The sequence below is a fragment of the Gallaecimonas mangrovi genome, from assembly GCF_003367375.1.
In the GTDB taxonomy this organism is placed as follows: Bacteria; Pseudomonadota; Gammaproteobacteria; order Enterobacterales; family Gallaecimonadaceae; genus Gallaecimonas; species Gallaecimonas mangrovi.
Genome location: NZ_CP031416.1, coordinates 2,731,402 through 2,751,141, shown reverse-complemented (window position 1 = coordinate 2,751,141; position 19,740 = coordinate 2,731,402). Strand labels below are relative to the sequence as shown.

The window sequence follows — 19,740 nt, the reverse complement described above, 5'->3', positions numbered from 1 at the left end:
CTCTTGCCGATAAGCTGCTATATACTTGGCGCGCAAAGTAAGCGACCAAAAAATCAAGGATCGGTTTGATCCTAAGGACAATCAGTGAAACCTATTATTAAGACCTTCCAGTACGGTCAAAACACCGTCACTCTGGAAACCGGCGCTGTAGCGCGCCAAGCAAGCGCAGCTGTTATTGCCAGCATGGACGACACCGTTGTACTGGTATCTGTTGTCGGTAAAAAAGAAGCCGACCTTTCCAAGGATTTCTTCCCGCTAACCGTTAACTATCAAGAGCGTACTTACGCTGCTGGTAAAATTCCTGGTGGCTTCTTCAAACGTGAAGGCCGTCCTAGCGAAGGCGAAACCCTGACTGCGCGTCTGATTGACCGTCCTATCCGCCCGCTGTTCCCGAATGGCTTTAAGAATGAAGTACAAGTTGTGGCCACTGTGGTTTCTGTGAACCCACAAGTTAGCCCTGACTTGGTTGCCATGATCGGCACCTCTGCTGCACTGGCTATTTCCGGCATTCCTTTTGCTGGCCCTATCGGTGTAGCCCGTGTTGGTTATATCAATGACAATCTGGTGCTGAACCCCACCACCGCAGAATTACCTTCCTCCAAGCTGGACCTCGTTGTTGCCGGTACCGAAGGTGCGGTATTGATGGTGGAATCTGAAGCTGAATTGCTGCCAGAAGAAGTGATGCTGGATGCGGTGATGTTTGGTCACCAGCAAATGCAAACAGTGATCAGTGCCATTAACGAATTTGCCGCTGAAGTAAACACCCCGAAATGGGAGTGGAGCGCGCCGGCCGAGAACACCGAGCTTAAAGAAAAAATCAAAGCCGCTGTTTGGGAAAAACTGGGTGATGCTTACCGTATCCAAGACAAAATGGAACGTTATGCCACCATCGGTGCTATCAAATCTGAACTGATGGCAAGCCTGGTTGAGGCCGACCCTGAGCTCAACACCAAAGAAGCTGGCGATCTCTTCTCAAAAGTAGAGAAAACCTTGGTCCGTGGCCGTGTGCTTGCTGGCGAACCGCGTATTGATGGCCGTGACCCACAAATGGTGCGTGCCCTGGATGTTGCCACCGGCGTACTGCCCCGTACCCACGGTAGCGCTATTTTTACCCGTGGTGAAACCCAGGCACTGGTTGTTGCCACCCTTGGCACCCAGCGTGACGGCCAGATCATTGATGAACTGACCGGTGAACGTACCGACCACTTCCTGTTCCATTACAACTTCCCTCCCTACTGTGTAGGTGAGACCGGCATGATTGGTAGCCCCAAACGCCGCGAGATCGGTCATGGTCGTTTGGCTAAACGTGGCGTACTGGCGGTAATGCCGTCTGCCGACGAATTCCCTTACACCGTGCGTGTGGTGTCTGAAATCACCGAATCTAACGGTTCTTCCTCTATGGCTTCTGTCTGCGGCTCCTCTTTGGCGCTGATGGACGCCGGTGTGCCTATCAAGTCCTCTGTGGCCGGTATTGCCATGGGCTTGGTAAAAGAAGAAGAAAACTTCGTAGTACTGTCTGACATCCTTGGTGATGAAGACCACCTTGGCGACATGGACTTTAAAGTGGCCGGTTCTCGTCAGGGCGTTACCGCTCTGCAGATGGACATCAAAATCGAAGGCATCACTAAAGAAATCATGCAGGTGGCGCTGAAGCAGGCCCATGACGCCCGTATCCATATTCTGGGTGTAATGGACCAGGCTATCGAAGGCCCGCGTGACGAAATTTCTGCCTACGCACCGCGTATTCACACCATGAAGATCAACCCTGAGAAGATCCGTGATGTGATTGGTAAAGGCGGCAGCGTTATCCGCGCTCTGACCGAAGAAACCGGCACTACCATTGAAATCGATGACGACGGCACCGTTAAAATCGCGGCTGTCAACGGCGACCAAGCCAAAGAGGCTATCCGCCGCATTGAAGATCTGACCGCCGAAGTTGAAGTTGGCCGTATCTACGACGGTAAAGTGACTAAGATCGTTGATTTTGGTGCTTTCGTCGCCATTCTGCCTGGTAAGGAAGGTTTGGTACACATTAGCCAGATCGCTGAAGAGCGTATCGAGAATGTGTCTGATCACCTGAAAGTTGGCCAGGAAGTCAAGGTTAAGTGCTTGGAAGTGGACCGTCAGGGCCGCGTGCGTCTGTCTATTAAAGAAGCGCTGCCTAAGCCTGAAAAAGTAGAAGAGCCAGCCGAAGCGCCTACTGAACAAGCCCCTCAGGCCGAACCTGCTGCACAAATCGACAGCGATGCAGATAAAACTGAGTAAGCACTAAGCTTATTGATAAAAAGGGGAGCTTTGGCTCCCCTTTTGTTTTTGGTTCTGGCAGGATGTATCGACAACAAAGAAGAGACATGGATTATGCGAAAGACACTAGCCGTCCTGATCCCATTGATGTTGGCAGGCTGTGCCTCCTTGCCATCCACAAGTAAAACCGACAGCAGGCTTATTCTTGCTGAACCTATGGCAGTTCCATTTCAATCGGAAGTTGAACTGGTTCGTTTAGAACAGATATTGGCCCGCGCTGACCTCAATAAAGAGCAGCGTGCCGAGGTGATTTACCACCGTGGCGTGGTGTATGACTCTGTGGGCTTGCGTGCATTAGCAAACCGGGATTTCCACCTGGCCGTTAAGCTCAACCCCAAAATGGCTGATGCTTATAATTTTATTGGTATTCAGGCCATATCAGACGAAGAGTTTGACCAGGCCTATGACGCTTTGGATACCGCCATCGCCTTAGATCCAAAGCCTGATTATGCCTATTTGAATCGTGGTATTGCGCTCTATTACGGCGACAGGCCAGAGCTTGGCGTGCCGGACCTTAAAAAGTTTGTGAGCCTGCAACCTGACGACCCGTATCGGATTGTTTGGATGTATCTGTTAGAAGATGCGGTGGACCCTGCAAAGGCAATGACCGAGCTCAATGCCAATGCTAAGCACCTGCATGGCCATGCTTGGGCGAATCAGTTGGTATTGTTGTATCAGGGAAAACTCTCTGAGAGTGACTTTATCAATGGCCTTAAAGACGGCATTGACTCAAACCAAGCCTTGGCTGAACGACTGTGTGAAGCGTATTTCTACCTTGGCAAGCTTCACCAGCGCCATGGCGACACTGGCGAAGCCATTAACTTCTTCAAATTGGCGTTAACCACCAATGTGAAAGATTTTATTGAGTATCGCTACGCACGTCTTGAGATAAAGCGGATACGCCGTCAGCTGGCGCAAGCTCAGCAAAAGGCTGGTTGAGCTCTAATAACTCCTTAGGGCTCGGTTTAGCAAGATAAAAGCCTTGCAGGTAATGGATCCCCATCTCTTTAGCCAGCAGCATTTGCTGCTGGTTTTCTATTCCTTCTGCGACCACTTTTAAAGACAAGGCTTTGGCCATACTCACCAATGCCTCAACCAATGATCTGTCGCGGTGAGACTCGTGGATCCGGGCCATAAAGCTTTTATCAATTTTCAGGCAATCCAGTGGCAACTGCTGAAGATGTGACAGGGATGAGTAGCCGGTACCGAAATCGTCCAAGGCAATGCGAACACCCATATCGCGCAAGGTTTGAATATTGGCCAGGCTGACTTGCCAATCTTCCATTAGTGCTGTTTCGGTGATTTCGAGCTGCAAAACGGAAGGCTCTAAGCCTTTCTTTTTCAAGCATTTTGCAACTTTGTCTGCAAAATTGGTTTGATGCAGCTGGTTGTGAGAAACGTTCACCGACACCACTAAGTCAATACCTTGCTGTTGCCAGTAACAGGCCTGTTCCAAGGCTTGCTCCAATACCCAAAGCCCCAACGGCAAAATGATGCCGGTTTCTTCAGCCAGAGGAATAAAGACATCTGGGCTGGCATGTGACCAGCGCAGCAAGGTTTCCACTGATTTCATTTTGCCATCAGTGGTGTTGTAGATCGGCTGGTAAACCAGCGTGAAATCCTTTTTCTCCATGCTCTTACGCAACAACTCTTCCATGGTGAGCTTATTACGCATGTTGTCGTAAAGGCATTGGTCGAAAAACAAGTAGCGTGAGCGGCCAATATTTTTTGCCTGATACATGGCTACATCGGCGCGTTGGATCAGTTCCTCGCCATTGGCGGCGTCGTCAGGGTGGCGAGCAATACCGATGCTTACGGACAAATGCAGAACATTGCCCGATACGCTAAATGGCCGGGTAAAGCCTTCAGTTAGCCGAATGGCGATAGCTTTAATGCTGTCTTCATTGGCTTGATTTACCAACAATACAAATTCATCACCGCCGTAGCGGGCTAAAAAGCTGCATTCACCGGCCAGCTCTCGCAGGCGCTGCGTGGTCTTTTTCAATAGCTCGTCGCCGACGCTATGGCCCAGGCCATCGTTAACCTTTTTAAAGCCATCAAGGTCAAGGAACATCAGGGTAAATGGCTCACCACTCTCAAGGTGCTTGTAAAGCGCCTCTAAGAAGCTAAACCTGTTCGGCAGGCCAGTAAGCTGGTCTTCATGTGCCCGGCGGGCAAGTTCGGCTTCAAAGCGCTTAAGCTCGTTTCTGTCGGTAACCAACTGGTTACGCATGTCCAGCAAGCTTTTGGTGAGGTGGTCCAGCTCATCCTGGCTTTGCTTGAAATAAAGCGCTGGCGTGGCTTCTAAATTCTCAAGGCGCAAACCCTTCGCGAACTGTGACAGCCTCAATAGGCGCCGCGTTACCAGTGTTTGCACCAACCAAAGCAGTAACCCTGCCAAAATAAAGGTGTAAAGGCTTAAGGTGAGAAAGGCGCTACGCACTTTATCCCAGGCATGGGTACTGATGGCATGGTTATCAAAGATAAGCGTCAGTTGACCTAGATCTTTACCCTGGCCATTTTTGATAGGGTATTGGTATTGCTGACCGTCTTTGGGCTTCTCGCCGACAGCAATATTAATATCGCCAGCGATAGCAGCATAAGCGGCAAAAGGCTGTTGAAGCAGGCTTTCAAGGTTCAAGCGGGTGCGTTCGGTATCAAAATTCCATACGGCGCCCGCCAGGGTAGGCAAAAAGCCCTTAACTACCTGGGTGCTGGTGAGAGTAACACTGCCCTGTGCATCTTTCTTATCCATCAGGTACTGAACCGGGATCAGCAGTACCATCATTAAGAAACTCAAACTCAAAGCCAGTAACATCAAACGTCGACTGAGCTTTGCATTTCTCTGATGCGGCATAATCAACCTAACAAGGCAAATCGGCGTACGTACATAAGGTGATGCCTTTTTAACCTTTCGTCAAATGATTGTTAAAAAATATTAGTGGTTAAAAAAATTTGTCATCTGACGGCCAATCTACACTTTTCAGCTTATCTGTTGTTTCCTCAAGGCATTAGTCTCGGTAGCTTAGCTAAATTGCCTGGAAGGCAATTTCACACACCACAATAAAGAGAAAGCGCATGAAACTTCGCTACAGCTTAGTTTGCTGTTTGGCCGCATTGGGTATTGCTGTGCCCGCCGTGGCGGCTCAGGACCATGTCGGTTATTACCGTCAGCCGGCACTCAATGGCAACACCTTAGTCTTCACATCAGAAGGGGATATTTGGGTCGATACCTTAGGCAAAGGGCAAGCCCATCGTTTAACCAGCCGCCCGGCGCAAGAAAGTGGTGCTGTACTTTCCCAGGATGGAAAAACCTTGGCCTTTGTTGCCAATTACGAAGGGGCTCAGGAAGCCTATGTAATGCCCGTTAATGGCGGTGCTCCGAAAAGAGTTACCTTCGAGCAAAGCCATGTCCGTTTACAAGGCTGGACCCACGACGGCCATATTCTCTATTCCACCGATAATGCTTTTGGGCCGTCCAGCACCTGGATCCTAAAAGAAGTTGACCCTGGCACACTTAAAACCACCACCTTACCCCTCGCCAATGCAGTGCAAGGCAGTCTGGATGAAAAGGGTGACTACGTTTATTTTGCGCGCTTTGGCCTGCAAGTAACCGGTGACCACGCCAAGGTTTATCGTGGCGGTGCGCAAGGGCAGCTGTGGCGTTACAAGCTTGGCAGCAACAAAGAGGCGCAGCTACTGTCGAGCAAAGACGCCGGCTCAGAAAGCGACCCGATGTTTTATCAAGGCCGTCTTTACTATGTTTCCGACAAAGACGGTAACCCTAACCTTTGGTCTATGGCGGCCAGCGGTGGTGACGCCAAGCAGTTAACACACTTTAAAAACTGGCCAGTGCGCGGGCCAAGCCTCAACGATGGCCGCATTGTGTTCCAGCACGGCGCTGATTTAATGATGCTGGATATTGCTAAGGACTCGTCCCAGAAGCTGGACGTTGCTCTTGCCAGTGATGAGCCTTATGAGCAAGAGCGCTGGCTATCCGAACCCCTTAAATACGCCACAGATGCCGAGCTTAACGCCGCTGGCAGTAAAGTGGTGTTAACCGCCCGTGGCCGGGTCGCCGTTGCGGGCACCGATGGTTCGCGATTGGTACAAATAGCAACCCCTGCCCAAAGCCGGGTGCGTGATGCGGTAATGAGCAAAGATGGCAAATGGATTTACGCCATCTGTGATGCCAGTGGCGAGCAGGAACTTTGGCGTTTTGCCGCTGATGGCAGTGATAACGCCAAACAGCTTACTCACGATGGCCACACCTTGAGGTGGAGTTTAAGCCTGTCACCCGATGGCCGTTATCTGGCCAACGACGATAACGATGGTGCCTTGTGGCTGTTCGACCTTAAAACCGGCACCAATAAAAAGATCTTTGGCAACGGCCCTGGCCTTGGGCCTTTTGGTGAGCTGGCATGGTCAGCCGACAGCCGCTACTTAGCCATTGCCGCTACCCTTAACGGTCACGAACGTAGCCAAGTGATCCTTTATGATGTCAAAGAAGGGCGCCAACAATTTCTGACCAGCGGTAAATACGAGTCGTCTTCGCCCGCCTTTAGCCCTGATGGTAAGTGGCTGTATTTCTTGTCTGACCGCTCATTTAACGCTACCCCCGGCGCGCCTTGGGGCGACCGTAATATGGGGCCGATGTTTGATAAACGCACCGATATCTATGCACTGGCTCTGGATCCTAAAGCGGTATTCCCTTTCCAGCGTCCTAGTGAATTGCTGGCAGCCAAAGAGCAAGCCGACGACGGTAAGTCAAAGATTGCCTGGGATACCATTGCCGGGCGCCTCTGGCAGGTTCCCGTGCCATCAGGTAATTACAGCCACCTGGAAGTCACCGACGAGCGTCTTTATGTGCAAGACAGCCCGGCAGGTAATGGTCTTTCTAGCTTAAAAACCATTGCCTTTGACCGCCAATCCCCAGAGATTGAAACCTTCGCTGGCGATATTGGTGGCTACCAGTTGTCTGATGACCGCCACAAATTATTGGTGCAGCGGCAAAGCCGGCCAGAACAAATGATGATAGTGCCAGCCCTTGCCTCTATGCCGGGTGATACCAGCAACATGCAAGTGCAAGGGGACCAATGGCAGCTGGCCATCAACCCCAGTGATGAATGGCAACAAATGTTTAAAGACGCTTGGTTGATGCACCGCTCTTCTTTTTACGACCCAACCATGCGCGGTGTTGATTGGAATAAAGTCAAAGCCCGTTTTGAGCCCTTGGTGGCGAGGGTGTCTGACCGTTATGAGCTGGCTGATTTGATGGGGCAAATGACCAGCCAACTGAATGCACTGCATTCACAGGTCTATGTAGGCGATGTTCCTGGCAACGCCGATGCTGCTAGCGCCGCTAGCCTTGGCGCGCAATTGGTGCAGGGCGACGATGGCGTACGCATTAGCCATATCTTTGAAACAGACCCAGAATTACCGGACCAAGCGGGCCCGCTGGCTAAACCTGGCGTTGATGCCCGTAATAGCGATGTGATAACCGCCATTAATGGCCGAGCCGTGAACAAGCTAAGCGACGTTAGTTTGCTGCTGCGTAATCAGGCCGGCAAACAGGTACTGCTGACCTTGGCACGGGGTGATAAAAAGCATGAGGTGATTGTTTACCCGGTCGATTTACGCACCAACAGCATGCTGCGTTATCACGACTGGGTTGAGCACAACCGCGATGAAGTCACCAAGGCCAGCCACGGCAAAATTGGTTACTTGCATCTCTACGCCATGGGCACCAGCGATATTGAAAGCTTCGCGCGGGAGTTTTATGCCAACTACAACAAGGACGGGCTTATCATCGATGTGCGCCGTAACCGTGGTGGCAATATTGACTCCTGGATAATTGACAAGCTTATGCGCCGGGTGTGGATGTTCTGGCAGCCCAAACAAGGTGATGCCAACACCAACATGCAGCAAGCCTTCCGTGGCCACCTGGTGGTACTGACCGATCAGGTTACCTATTCCGATGGTGAAACCTTTAGTGCCGGTATTAAAGCCTTAGGTTTGGCGCCGTTGATTGGTATGCGCACCGCTGGCGCTGGTGTTTGGCTCACCGGCCGCAATGCATTGTCTGACTTTGGTATGGCAAGGGTTGCCGAGTTCCCGCAGTTTGAGCTGGACGGCCACTGGATTGTTGAAGGCCATGGGGTGGAGCCCAACATTGAAGTGGATAACCTGCCCCATGCCACCTTTGAAGGTAAAGATGCGCAGCTGTTGCGTGGGATTAGCTATCTTGAAAAAGAGCTAAAAGACCACCCAATCAAACCTTTAAAAGCCGATGATGTAACAAAACAGCCAAGGGCTACCGACGTTAAAAAGGAATATGACCAAAGCAAACGCTAACGAAAAAGGCGCCCAAGGGCGCCTTTTTAGTCTTGAGGCAATGCCAACCGCTGCACCGTAGTACCGGTGACCACTTTTTCAAAATCGGCTTGAGCCTGCGCTAGCCAATATTTGTCCAAGTTGCTGGGCAACATGCGATTGAGACTAAATTGGATAACCAGCTGATATCGTGTCCCCAAAGGCGTGCAGTAGTAAATATAGTGTGGGATCACGCCATGGTGTGACCACCAAAAATGCACCCAATTGAGGTTGCTATGAGCAACGATCTTATATTCATGGGGAACATGCATTTTAGATGCTTCAACCCCTCTGTTTATGGCGTCCTCATAATCATGAAGTACCATATCCAGATGGCTTTTATCGACACTTCCATCTAATAGGCTTTGATAGTAAGCGTCCACCTTATCTTGGGCTGAAAGGTGTTCCCGAGTAGCAAAAAAAGCGATTTCTTTTTGACGTTTATGCCAATTATGACCGCCCACCGCGTCGACAAACTGAAAGTAGTCGTCTTTCAGGTACGTAGTTAGTGCAGCACAGCTTTCTTCTTCAAGTGGCTTTTTTAGCTGTTCTACCTTCCAAGTTGCGGTAACAAAGGTAAAGGGCTCGCCTTGAATGGGATACCATTTAGGCTGGCGATACCGCCAAAGGGCGGCGTCAATATCGACAAAACGATGGCCCGTGCGCCACTCGCGATCCACCTCAACGGCATTGCTATCAAAATGCGTAAGGTCAATCGAGGATGGATACTTACCTGATGTACCCTGGATGATGCTGCCTGGTTGCAGAATGTCGATGCAATATGGCCCAGCTGCAACCTGATAGTGTTCGCTATGCTCAAAGTCGGGGCCGCCAGAAGTCCCTTTTCGTATTAGGTGATCTTTAATCTTGCCTAACAACTTAGCCCCCTTTGGCTATATAACGCGCCACCATTTTGGCGTGACCGTAATTCCCAGTGAGCAGCAGCTGATGATGATAAGTCTCTATTCCCAAATAGGGCAAGGTATGTGAACTTGCCAGGCTGTTATCGCCCTTAATCAGTCCCATAAATTTATACGCACGCCACAACCCTGATGCACTCAGATCGTTTGCACCGGCGATGTTAGGAACCGGATCAAAGGGGTTATTGCGGCTAGAGGCAATTGGAATTAATGCTTGCTGGCAGACCAGGCGTACATCCGCCATATTGCAGCCCACGCCGTGCAAGCTAATGCTATGGCAGTTAAGCGGTGTACCAATGGCTTTTAGATGAACACGTATCGCTCTGGCAAAGATAATGGCGCCTTGGCTATGAGCGACCCATTGGGTGCGCTGGCCACGCTGCTGGGCTTCATGAAGTACGGCTGCCAAATGATGCACATTGTGGCTGTAGCCATTAAAGCGGCCTGCAAAGCGTTTATCAAAACCACACTCGAGAATGTCTTCTCCGGCGCTGTCACTGGGATTATGAAACAAGGTGTAGTCTTCAAAGGACTGGTTCTGGTAGGCCGCTTCTAAGTGAGTGCCCATCAACCAGGTCGCCTTGGGCAGTTCGTTAAGCATGCCGTTTACGGCGGCATACTGAGTTTCTACTCTATGCACTGGAACTGGCTCGGCGTTGTCCCAATTGGCAATCAGCTTATCTACGATTTTGTCGTCTTGGTTATCCTTTTTAAAAGCCATGTGGCCTTTTCTTTGCACCTTATAGAGAGCATTACGTTCAAGATAGGGAGTGCCCGATTTCACGCCTAATAACTGCTTGTCGAAGTAAACCTCGTTTATCACTATTCCTGATGACGCGATAACAAACTCCACCAAATAGTGATACCCCTTAAAGGGATATTGGCTACGGCGAAGGCGCTGGAAGGCATTATTGCGCTGCACAGATACATCTGGCGCGCTGGGGTTTTTAGAGATGGCGACTATCTCTTCAACCACTTTGATGCGGTCAAAGTCGTTGAGGCTGCACAGCATTTTTAAGGCTTGATGTTTAAGCTTTACCCGGGTCTCCAGCCAGGCCGACAGTTTGGCGGGAAGCTTTTTCACTGTCATGGGGCGCTGGGTGTCGTTATCAAACAGCTTGGAGAACTCGGGGTATTGAACGGCGTCTTTCCAACTGACCAAGGTATTGGCAGCAATACTGCGTGTTTGCGCAGAAAGCATCTGGCGTGACATGACTCTTCCTTGAGTGTGTCTGGGAACCTGAGGGCGAAGTATTGGGCAAGGGTGAATGGCCTGTCATGGCATATCGGACATGCGTTAAATGAAAAAGGCGCCCAAGAGCGCCTTTTTCATTTTTGCGAACAGTTATTTTACTTCTTCACCGGCCGCTTGTTTGTCGGCGTGGTAGGAAGAGCGCACCAGCGGGCCACAGGCGGCATGTTCATAGCCCATGGCCATGGCATCATCATGTAGCGCATCAAACTCAGCAGGCGGCACGTAGCGCGCTACCGGCAAGTGGTGGCGGCTAGGTTGCAGGTACTGGCCAAGGGTTAGCATGGTTACGCCGTGGGCATGCAAGTCTTTAATCACGTCGCGGATTTCATCGTTGGTTTCACCCAACCCCATCATCAGGCCAGACTTGGTAGGCACTGTCGGGTTACGTTCTTTAAAGCGTTTTAGCAGCTCCAGCGACCATTCATAGTTGGCGCCGGGGCGCACCATCTTATAAAGGCGTGGCACGTTTTCGAGGTTATGGTTGAAAACGTCCGGCGGTGTTTCAGACAGAATATCCAGGGCCACATCCATACGGCCACGAAAATCGGGGACCAGAATTTCAATTTTGATGTTAGGGCTGTATTTGCGAATGGCTTTAATACAGTCAGCAAAGTGCTGGGCGCCGCCATCACGCAGGTCGTCGCGGTCAACCGAGGTGATCACCACGTATTTAAGCTTCATGTCGCGAATGGTAACGCCCAATTTTTCGGCTTCATCCGGGTCAGGTGCCAATGGGCGGCCATGGGCCACGTCACAGAAGGGACAGCGGCGGGTACAAATGGCACCCAAAATCATGAAGGTGGCGGTGCCGTGGTTAAAGCACTCCGACAGGTTAGGGCAAGAGGCCTCTTCACATACCGAATGCAGGCCGTGCTTACGCATGGCGCCCTTAATGTCGTCAATCCGCTGGGTGCTGGCGGGCAGCTTTACCCGTAACCACTCGGGTTTTCTCAGCATTTCCTTGGGCTCAGAAGGCATGACCTTGACAGGGATCAGGGCCATTTTATCGGCATCGCGCAGTTTAACGCCGGGTTCAATGCGTACGGTCTTGCTCATGAAGCTATATCCAATCCGTCTGTACAGGACCAGTCGTCAAAGCCCAGGCGCTTTGCTAGGTTGGCAACCAGTATGGGATCTACATCGCTAAGGGTGGTGTTTGGGTGCAGGGCGCTGAGCTGGGTCATCTCCATGCCTGCGTAACCGCAAGGGTTAATACGGTGAAAGGGCTCCAAATCCATGGCGACATTAAGGGCCAAACCGTGGAAGGAGCAGCCACGGCGCACTCGTAGGCCCAACGAACAAATTTTGTTGTCGCCAACATAAACACCGGGCGCATCGGCGCGAGGTGCGCTTTCTACACCAAAGTGGGCGAGGGTTGCTACCACCGCTTGCTCAATGTGGGTAACCAAGTCGCGCACCCCAAGCTTTTTGCGGCGCAAGTCTACCAGCACATACAACACCCGCTGGCCAGGCCCGTGATAGGTTACCTGGCCACCTCGGTCGGCCTGAACCACCGGAATATCACCGGTAAAAAGCAAGTGTTCTGCCTTACCTGCTTGACCCTGGGTAAACACCGGGTCGTGCTCCACCAGCCAGAATTCGTCAACACTGTCGGGGCCGCGTTCTTGGGTAAATGCCTTCATGGCATCCCAAATGGGCTGATAGGGTTGGCGTCCCAGCTGACGGACCAGCAAGTTAGAGGACATATTTTACCAGTTCAATATCACCAAGGGCCTGATAAAGCGTTTCAATATGGTCCTTGGAGGTCACGGTGACTTGTACCGTAACCGAATGGTAGGTGCCTTTCGTGCTGGGGCGCACGGTTGGCGAGTAATCGCCTGGGGCATGTTCTTGCACCACGGCAACCACTTTATCTACCAGTTCGTCATGGGCTTGGCCCAAGACTTTAAAGGGGAACTGGCAAGGAAATTCCAGATATTTGTCAAACTCGGTCTGCATGCTACCACTCCAGCATCAATGGGGCTCATTGTAACAGAACCCAAATAAAAAGACGCCCTAGGGCGTCTTCGTATATGTGGCTTTAAAAGCGCTTTTTCAAGCTTAGCTGAACCAGCCTTTGAACAGCAGGGTGAAGTAGTCGATAAGGCGAGAGAACCAGCCGCCTTTTTTCACTTCATCCAAGGATACCAGCGGGTACTGGGCAATATCCTTACCGTCTAATTTCAAGAACAAAGTGCCAACGCGCTCACCCTTGGCCAGTGGCGCTTTTAACTGCTTGTCCAGTTGGATATCGGCTTTGATATCGCTGGCGGCGCCGCGCGGCACAGTGACCGGTGTTGCTTTCATTACGCCCAGGCGAACGGTATCAACGTCGCCCATGTAGATGCGCTGCTTGGCAAATTCTTGGCCGGCTTTAAAGGGGGTGACGGTTTGATAAAAACGGAAACCCCAATTCAGCAATTCTTTTGAAATATCCCGGCGGGCAGAGTTTGACTTGGTGCCAATAACCACGGAAATCAACCGCATGCCATCTTTCACGCCAGAGGCAACCAGTGAATAGCCTACCTCAGACAAGTGGCCGGTTTTGATGCCGTCCACATTCATGGATTTGTCCCACAGCAGGGCATTACGGTTGTATTGCTTGATGCCGTTATAGGTTAGCGATTCGTCAGAATAAATTTTGTACTCGTCCGGCAGGTCGCGAATAAGGGCTTTACCCAACAGCGCCAAGTCATGGGCAGTAGAGTAATGCTGCGGGTCCGGTAGGCCGTGCGGGTTAACAAAGTGGGTGTTTTTCAGGCCCAGCTGTTTGGCTTCTGCGTTCATCAAGTCAGCAAAGCCGCCAACGGTGCCAGCGATGTATTCGGCCATGGCTACACAAGCATCGTTGCCCGAATCGATGATAATGCCTTTGTTCAGCTCGCCAACGCTGACCTGAGTGCCGACCTCAATAAACATTTTGGAGGACTCGGGAAAGTTTTTAGCCCAGGCATTTTTGGAAATAGTAACCATATCGGTACGTTTGATACGGCCATCTTTGATTTCCTTACCAATGACATAGCTGGTCATCATCTTGGTTAGGGATGCCGGCGGCAGGCGCTTGTCACCATTGTTCTCTGCCAGAATTTTGCCTGAGTTATAGTCCATTAGCACATAGGCTTTGGCGTCAACCTGAGGCGCATCAGGGACAATACGTGCTGCCTGAACAGAAAAGGCGGTTAAGCCAAGCAGGCTTAAAGAGAGAAGGGCATTGCGCATAGGTAGAATCATCTTCTTATTTCGATTTTGTGTAGGTTACCAGAGGCATCAAGGGATGTTGACCCCAGTCGCTCACTGAGGTTCCGCATAAACTTTAAAGGGGTGAGTTACCCCTTGTTTTTTTAGCTGTTCAATCATGGTTTCCGCTTTTAGCTCATCGGCCACTGGCCCCAGCTGTACCTTGTACAAGCCTTGATCAAAAACCAGCTGGTAGCTGCTATTGGCCATGGCGGCATAATGCTTGGCTGCCGCCGTGGCCCTGTCTTTATCGCTGCTGGCAACCACTTGAATAAAAATGGGGTTTTTAGCCTTGATAGGGGCTAACACCGTTTCTTTTTGCGGCGCTGTCACCACTTCCAGCTTAACCCGGGCGGTGCCTTGTTTGAGCATGTCGAGCTTGTAGGCAGCAGCATAGGACAAATCGATAATACGGCCCTGATGGAAAGGGCCGCGGTCGTTAATCCGCACCACAACCTGTTTGCCATTATCCAGATTGGTGACACGCACAAAACTCGGCAGCGGCAAGGTTTTGTGAGCACCCGTCATGGCATACATGTCGTACACCTCGCCGTTGGAGGTGTGGTAGCCATGGAACTTGGTGCCATACCAGGAGGCGTAACCTTCCTGGGTAAAGCCAATCGGGTTTTTGAGTATTTTATAAAAGTGCCCACGCAGCTCGTAATCGCGGTTGCCTTGTTTGGAATAAGGCTCGGCAATCACTTTCGCGTTGGTGACATTATCAAGTTTCGGCACATCAACCGGGTAGGCATCATGCTGCTGGCGGTAACGCCCCTGTTGGCTAGTACCGCTATCAGGGGTGGATGAACAAGCTGCCAGCAAAACCGTGGCCAATAACAACAGCCCGGTTTTATTGGTCATGGGCCTGCTCCAGCTGACTGGCCAGTGTCCATACCGCCCGCGCATAAAGGGGGGAGCGGTTGTAACGGGTGATCACATAAAAATTATGGAAGGCCACCTGATAGTCGGTACCGTCTTTGAGCTTAAAGGCAAACAGCTTGGCAGCGGTGTTTTCGTCCATCGCCACGCTTGGGGTAACACCGGCTTTTTTTAGCTGGCCCAAGGTACTGTCAATGTCCAAACCGCCGGTTACCGGCGCTTTACCTTTAACCGAAGCGCTTACCATCACCGGCTCGCCCATTTGCCAACCATGCACGTGAAAATAATTGGCGACAGAGCCAATAGCATCGGCGTTGGAGCTAAAAAGGTCGCGTTTGCCATCGCCATCAAAATCGACGGCATAGGCCTGATAGCTTGACGGCATAAACTGGCCCATCCCCATGGCGCCAGCGTAGCTACCATCGGGGCTTTGTTGCCAGTCTTGCTGGTGGGCGAGTTTTAAGTATTGGGCCAACTCTTTGGTAAAAAAGCTGCCGCGGGGCGGGTAATAAAAACCCAGGGTGTAAAGCGCGTCGCGCACAGGGTAGGAGCCCATGTGCGTACCGTAGTAGGTTTCAACGCCAATAATGGCGACAATAACCGATGCGGGCACTTGGTATTTGGCTTGGGCCTGCTTAAGCAGTGCCTCATTGGCTTTCCAAAAAGCCAGGCCTTTGTCGAGCCGCTTTTGGGTAATAAAAATGGGTTCGTATTGATACCAGGGCTTTGATTCCCAGGGGGTAGTGATGGCTTTAATAATTTTCGGGTTCTTCTCTACCCCGTCCATCGCCTTTTGTACTTGCTGCTCAGTAAGTCCTGATAGCTGAGCCAGGGTTTTCGCCTGGTCGTCAGGGATTTGTGCCAGCGCTGTAAGGGGGCAAAGGGCAAGCAGCCCCCACTTCCATTTCGACATCTGACCTCCGTCAGCTTTGCAACAGACGTTTGTGGGTATGAATTGCCATCAGGATGCCAAAACCGGCCATCAGCGTCACTATGGATGTACCACCATAAGACACCAATGGCAGAGGTACCCCTACCACCGGTAAGATGCCAGACACCATACCGATATTGACAAATACGTACACAAAAAAGGTCAGCATAATGGCACCACCTAACAGGCGGCTGAACGCCGTTTGAGCCTGGGTCGCCAAATAAAGGCCGCGGGTGATGATTGCCAGGTACAACAGCAACAGACAACTGACGCCAATAAGGCCAAATTCTTCACTTAACACGGCAAAAATAAAGTCGGTATGGCGCTCTGGTAAAAACTCCAGCTGCGATTGCGTGCCGTGCAGCCAGCCTTTACCCCACAGGCCGCCAGAGCCGATGGCGATTTTTGACTGAATAATGTGATAGCCACTGCCAAGAGGGTCAGACTCGGGGTTCAAAAAAGTCAGCACCCGCTGGCGCTGGTAGTCTTTCATCAAGAAAAACCACAACACTGGCAAAAAGGCGCCAATGGCGGTTAACGCCGCAATTACCAGACGCCAGCTCATGCCTGATAAAAACAAAACAAAAACGCCAGAGGCGGCAATCAATATGGCCGTGCCCAAGTCAGGCTGCTTGGCGATCAGCAGTGTTGGCACCAGTACCAGTACAAAGCCTTTAAGTAACTGCAAAAAGGTGGGAGGTAGGGGATGGCGTGAAATGTAATAAGACACCATCATCGGCACGGCCAGCTTCATAATTTCGGATGGCTGAAAGCGCATAATGCCAAGGTCTAGCCAGCGCTGCGCCCCTTTGCCCACATCGCCAACCAATAGCACCGCCAACAGCATTAAGGTACCGGCGCCAAACAGTGGCATTGCCCAACGCTTATAGGTGTCGGGCGGAATTTGCGCCAGCACCACGGTAAGACCCAGCGCCAGACCCCAGCGCAGCATCTGCCGCTCGGTCATGGCCATGGACTGGCCCGAGGCGGAATACACCACCACCAGGCTTACCACCATCAAACACAGTAATAACAGCAGCAACCACCCGTCGAGGTGCAAGCGGTTAAGCAGGCTTCTGGGTTCGTTCATCGAGGGTCTCATTGGGCTTTGTCCTCGGTTTTTTGTTTCTTACCTTTGGTGGAACCTGGCGCTGGCGGCGGCCTTTCGCCCGGCTTGTCGGTCAAGTGGCCTTCATCGAGCAAGTAGTAGTCGAGTATTTTTCTGGCAACCGGTGCCGCCACCGAACTACCTCCGCCAATGACGTTTTCAAGGGCAACGGTAACCACAATTTTCGGCTGTTCATAAGGTGCGTAGGTAATGAACATGGCGTTATCACGGTGCCGCTCTTCCACCTTGTGGGCGTCATAGCGTTCACCTTGGCCAACGTTTACCACCTGGGCGGTACCAGTTTTACCGGTAGCGGTATAAGGGGCGTCATTCAAGGCGCGGTGCGCCGAGCCGCTGGGGCTGGTAACGGTGTAGCGCATGGCACTTTGCACTTCATGCCAGCTTTTGGCACTTGCCTCCACTTTTGGTTGGTCTTCTACCGGCACCATTTGAATATCTGCTGCCGTGCCAGTGGCGCGCAGCAGTCTTGGCGAGTGGTGTACCCCAGAGTCGGCCATGATGGTCACCGCTGTGGCTAATTGCACCGGCGTTACGGTCCAGTAACTCTGGCCGATACCGACCGGAATGGTATCGCCTAAATACCAGGGTTGATGGAAGCGCCGGCGCTTCCACTCCTTGGACGGCATAACGCCATTGGTCTCTTCGTGAATATCAATGCCGGAATATTTACCGAAGCCAAATTTGGTCATCCAGCTATGAATTTTGTCGATACCCAGGCTCAGCGCCAGTCGATAAAAATAGGTGTCACAAGACTCGGCAATGGCTTTGCGCATGTTGACCCAGCCATGGCCCCAGCGCTTCCAGTCGCGCCATTTGTGGTCAACGTTAGGCAGTTCAAAGTAGCCTGGGTCAAAGATTTTAAATTCGGGGGTAATGGCACCTTCTTCAAGGCCGGCTAAGGCCAAAAAGGGTTTAACGGTTGAACCCGGCGGATAGCGCCCTTGGGTGGAGCGGTTAATCAGCGGCCGGTCGGGCGAGTGCAGCAGCTTATTGTATTCCTTGCTGGAAATGCCTCTGACAAACAGGTTGGGGTCGTAAGACGGCATACTGGCCATCGCCAAAATACCCCCGTCGCGCGGGTCAATGGCAACAATGGAACCACGGTGGCCGGCTAGCAATTCTTGGGCTTTAAGTTGCAGGCCCAAGTCAATGTTGAGGTATAAATCTTTACCCGGTACCGGCGGCTTAAAACGCAAGGTCCTGATCACCCGGCCACGGTTATTGACTTCCACTTCCATGTAGCCAACTTCGCCGTGCAGCATGCTTTCGTAATAACGTTCCACGCCCAGCTTGCCAATTTCATGGGTGGCGGCGTAGTTAGAAAGCTGGTTCTTCTCGGCCAAGTCCTGTAAGTCGCGGTCATTGATACGCGCCACATAGCCCAGCACGTGGGTCATGGCATCGCCGTAGGGGTAATAGCGTTTCAGGCGCGCTTCAACGGAAAAACCAGGGTAGTTGTGCTGGTTAACCGAAAACTCGGCCACCTGTTTTTCGGTCATCTCTTCGAGCAACGTCACGCGCTTAAAGCGGTGCACGCCTTTTAGCGATGCTTTAAAGTCGCTGATGGTGTCGTCGTCAATGCCCAGCAGTTTTTGCAAGCTCGCCAGCGGCTTGTCCCAGGATTTTACCTGCTCTGGCACCACTTCTAGCGAATACACCGGGCGGTTTTCGGCCAGCGGGACACCATTGCGGTCATAGATAATGCCGCGGTTAGGAGCCACCGGCACCAGTTTGATGCGGTTGTCGTTAGAGCGAACTTGGTAGTCTTTGTGTTCGTCGATTTGCAGGTGGTAAAGGTTAACCAGCAAGGCGCCAAAGCAAATCACCACCACCAGCAAGGAAAATAAGGCCCGACGCCAAAATAAAGACGCTTCAAAACTGTGGTCACGGATCGGGACTTTCTTAAACGCCATCTTATTCTCTGTGGTACGGATGGTTGTTGTTCAGACTCCAGGCCCGATAAAGAGCCTCTGCCATCACCACCCGCACCAGAGGGTGGGGCAGGGTAAGAGTAGATAGCGACCAGGATTGCTCGGCAGCTGATTTAACGGCGGGCGCTAAACCCTCAGGACCGCCCACCATAATAGCCACATCCCGGCCATCGGTTTGCCAGCGCGTCCATTGCTCTGCCAGTTGGTGGGTGTCCCAGGCCTTGCCTGGAATGTCCAGAGTCACGATATGGCAACCCTGCGCCTGTGCCAGCATCAACTCACCTTCCTTTTCAAGGATACGGGCGATGTCGGCATTTTTACCCCGCTTACCGGCTGGAACTTCAATCAGCTCTAGCGGGCAGTCACGGGGAAAACGGCGTTGATATTCATTAAAGCCTTCGGTCACCCAGCTGGGCATCTTTTGACCGACAGCAATCAATTTGAGCTTCATCAGCCCCAGAGCTTTTCCAGTTGGTAAAAATCGCGGGTCTGTTCCTGCATCACGTGCAGTACCACATCGCCCAGATCTACCAGCACCCATTCACCGCCGGATTTACCTTCCATCCCCAACGGTTGCAGGCCGGTATGCTTGGCCTCGGTCACCACGTTTTCGGCAATGGCGTTAACGTGGGTTCTGGAGGTGCCGGAGCAGATCACCAAAAATTCGGTCACAGACGATTTGCCGCGTACATCAATGGCTTTGATATCCACGGCTTTAAGGTCGTCGGCCTTATCGACAACAAAATCTTTAAGTTGTTCGCCGTTCATGAAAATACCTGTCA

General features: G+C 51.7%; 16 protein-coding genes. 3 read left to right on the top strand and 13 right to left on the bottom strand.

Annotation, left to right across the window (positions count from 1 at the left end; genetic code table 11):
• Positions 1-84 precede the first annotated feature (84 nt).
• A complete protein-coding gene (gene pnp / locus DW350_RS13210; protein ID WP_115719380.1) occupies positions 85-2,265 on the top strand; it encodes a polyribonucleotide nucleotidyltransferase in 2,181 nt (726 codons plus the stop codon).
• Positions 2,266-2,358: 93 nt separating this feature from the next.
• Positions 2,359-3,243 carry a lipoprotein NlpI gene (gene nlpI, locus DW350_RS13205; protein ID WP_115719379.1) on the top strand — a complete coding sequence of 295 codons (885 nt, stop codon included), beginning with the start codon at positions 2,359-2,361 and terminating at the stop codon, positions 3,241-3,243.
• Here the strand turns inward: nlpI and DW350_RS13200 are convergent.
• On the bottom strand, positions 3,164-5,092 hold the full coding sequence (locus tag DW350_RS13200) for a putative bifunctional diguanylate cyclase/phosphodiesterase (protein WP_192954680.1): 1,929 nt from the start codon (positions 5,090-5,092) through the stop codon (positions 3,164-3,166). The genes nlpI and DW350_RS13200 overlap by 80 nt on opposite strands.
• Positions 5,093-5,382: 290 nt before the next feature.
• Between DW350_RS13200 and DW350_RS13195 the strand changes: the two genes are divergently transcribed.
• Entirely contained in the window at positions 5,383-8,658 is a 3,276-nt protein-coding gene (locus tag DW350_RS13195) for a S41 family peptidase (protein ID WP_115719377.1), read from the top strand.
• A gap of 26 nt (positions 8,659-8,684) precedes the next feature.
• On the opposite strand, the gene DW350_RS13190 is transcribed toward DW350_RS13195, so the two are convergent.
• The 12 genes from DW350_RS13190 to rsfS all read right to left on the bottom strand — a co-directional run bounded on the left by DW350_RS13190 (position 8,685) and on the right by rsfS (position 19,726).
• Positions 8,685-9,554 (bottom strand): hypothetical protein, encoded by an 870-nt coding sequence (locus DW350_RS13190; protein WP_115719376.1) that lies wholly within the window; start codon positions 9,552-9,554, stop codon positions 8,685-8,687.
• 1 nt (position 9,555) lies between these two features.
• Positions 9,556-10,809: a hypothetical protein gene (locus tag DW350_RS13185; RefSeq protein ID WP_115719375.1), complete on the bottom strand. Its 1,254-nt coding sequence runs from the start codon at positions 10,807-10,809 to the stop codon at positions 9,556-9,558.
• A 132-nt stretch (positions 10,810-10,941) separates the two neighbouring features.
• Entirely contained in the window at positions 10,942-11,907 is a 966-nt protein-coding gene (gene lipA, locus DW350_RS13180; protein ID WP_115719374.1) for a lipoyl synthase, read from the bottom strand.
• Positions 11,904-12,557 (bottom strand): lipoyl(octanoyl) transferase LipB, encoded by a 654-nt coding sequence (gene lipB / locus DW350_RS13175; RefSeq protein ID WP_115719373.1) that lies wholly within the window; start codon positions 12,555-12,557, stop codon positions 11,904-11,906. The genes lipA and lipB overlap by 4 nt, the downstream gene beginning before the upstream one ends.
• Positions 12,547-12,810, bottom strand: coding sequence for a DUF493 family protein YbeD (gene ybeD, locus DW350_RS13170; protein WP_115719372.1), 264 nt, complete (start codon positions 12,808-12,810; stop codon positions 12,547-12,549). Before ybeD ends, lipB begins: the two co-directional genes overlap by 11 nt.
• A 102-nt stretch (positions 12,811-12,912) precedes the next feature.
• Entirely contained in the window at positions 12,913-14,070 is a 1,158-nt protein-coding gene (locus DW350_RS13165) for a serine hydrolase (RefSeq protein WP_115719371.1), read from the bottom strand.
• Between the two features lie 72 nt (positions 14,071-14,142).
• A complete protein-coding gene (locus tag DW350_RS13160; protein ID WP_115719370.1) occupies positions 14,143-14,949 on the bottom strand; it encodes a septal ring lytic transglycosylase RlpA family protein in 807 nt (268 codons plus the stop codon).
• Positions 14,939-15,880, bottom strand: coding sequence for a lytic murein transglycosylase B (mltB, locus tag DW350_RS13155; protein WP_115719369.1), 942 nt, complete (start codon positions 15,878-15,880; stop codon positions 14,939-14,941). The genes DW350_RS13160 and mltB overlap by 11 nt, the downstream gene beginning before the upstream one ends.
• 10 nt (positions 15,881-15,890) lie before the next feature.
• Positions 15,891-16,988 (bottom strand): rod shape-determining protein RodA, encoded by a 1,098-nt coding sequence (gene rodA, locus DW350_RS13150; protein ID WP_115719368.1) that lies wholly within the window; start codon positions 16,986-16,988, stop codon positions 15,891-15,893.
• Positions 16,989-16,996: 8 nt separating this feature from the next.
• The gene (mrdA, locus tag DW350_RS13145; RefSeq protein WP_115719367.1) at positions 16,997-18,940 is read right to left on the bottom strand and encodes a penicillin-binding protein 2; all 1,944 of its coding nucleotides are present in this window, start codon (positions 18,938-18,940) and stop codon (positions 16,997-16,999) included.
• A 1-nt stretch (position 18,941) separates the two neighbouring features.
• Positions 18,942-19,409, bottom strand: a complete 468-nt coding sequence (gene rlmH, locus DW350_RS13140) for a 23S rRNA (pseudouridine(1915)-N(3))-methyltransferase RlmH (protein WP_115719366.1) — start codon at positions 19,407-19,409, stop codon at positions 18,942-18,944.
• Positions 19,409-19,726 carry a ribosome silencing factor gene (gene rsfS, locus DW350_RS13135; protein ID WP_115719365.1) on the bottom strand — a complete coding sequence of 106 codons (318 nt, stop codon included), beginning with the start codon at positions 19,724-19,726 and terminating at the stop codon, positions 19,409-19,411. The genes rlmH and rsfS overlap by 1 nt, the downstream gene beginning before the upstream one ends.
• Positions 19,727-19,740: the final 14 nt, after the last annotated feature.

Excerpts from the sequence above, each read along its gene's own strand:
- DW350_RS13165 (WP_115719371.1), bottom strand. The coding sequence starts at position 14,070 with ATGCGCAATGCCCTTCTCTCTTTAAGCCTGCTTGGCTTAACCGCCTTT.
- lipB (WP_115719373.1), bottom strand. The coding sequence starts at position 12,557 with ATGTCCTCTAACTTGCTGGTCCGTCAGCTGGGACGCCAACCCTATCAG.
- rodA (WP_115719368.1), bottom strand. The coding sequence starts at position 16,988 with ATGAACGAACCCAGAAGCCTGCTTAACCGCTTGCACCTCGACGGGTGG.
- rlmH (WP_115719366.1), bottom strand. The coding sequence starts at position 19,409 with ATGAAGCTCAAATTGATTGCTGTCGGTCAAAAGATGCCCAGCTGGGTG.
- DW350_RS13185 (WP_115719375.1), bottom strand. The coding sequence starts at position 10,809 with ATGTCACGCCAGATGCTTTCTGCGCAAACACGCAGTATTGCTGCCAAT.
- lipA (WP_115719374.1), bottom strand. The coding sequence starts at position 11,907 with ATGAGCAAGACCGTACGCATTGAACCCGGCGTTAAACTGCGCGATGCC.
- rsfS (WP_115719365.1), bottom strand. The coding sequence starts at position 19,726 with ATGAACGGCGAACAACTTAAAGATTTTGTTGTCGATAAGGCCGACGAC.
- DW350_RS13160 (WP_115719370.1), bottom strand. The coding sequence starts at position 14,949 with ATGACCAATAAAACCGGGCTGTTGTTATTGGCCACGGTTTTGCTGGCA.
- mltB (WP_115719369.1), bottom strand. The coding sequence starts at position 15,880 with ATGTCGAAATGGAAGTGGGGGCTGCTTGCCCTTTGCCCCCTTACAGCG.
- DW350_RS13200 (WP_192954680.1), bottom strand. The coding sequence starts at position 5,092 with ATGATGGTACTGCTGATCCCGGTTCAGTACCTGATGGATAAGAAAGAT.
- DW350_RS13195 (WP_115719377.1), top strand. The coding sequence starts at position 5,383 with ATGAAACTTCGCTACAGCTTAGTTTGCTGTTTGGCCGCATTGGGTATT.
- nlpI (WP_115719379.1), top strand. The coding sequence starts at position 2,359 with ATGCGAAAGACACTAGCCGTCCTGATCCCATTGATGTTGGCAGGCTGT.
- mrdA (WP_115719367.1), bottom strand. The coding sequence starts at position 18,940 with ATGGCGTTTAAGAAAGTCCCGATCCGTGACCACAGTTTTGAAGCGTCT.
- ybeD (WP_115719372.1), bottom strand. The coding sequence starts at position 12,810 with ATGCAGACCGAGTTTGACAAATATCTGGAATTTCCTTGCCAGTTCCCC.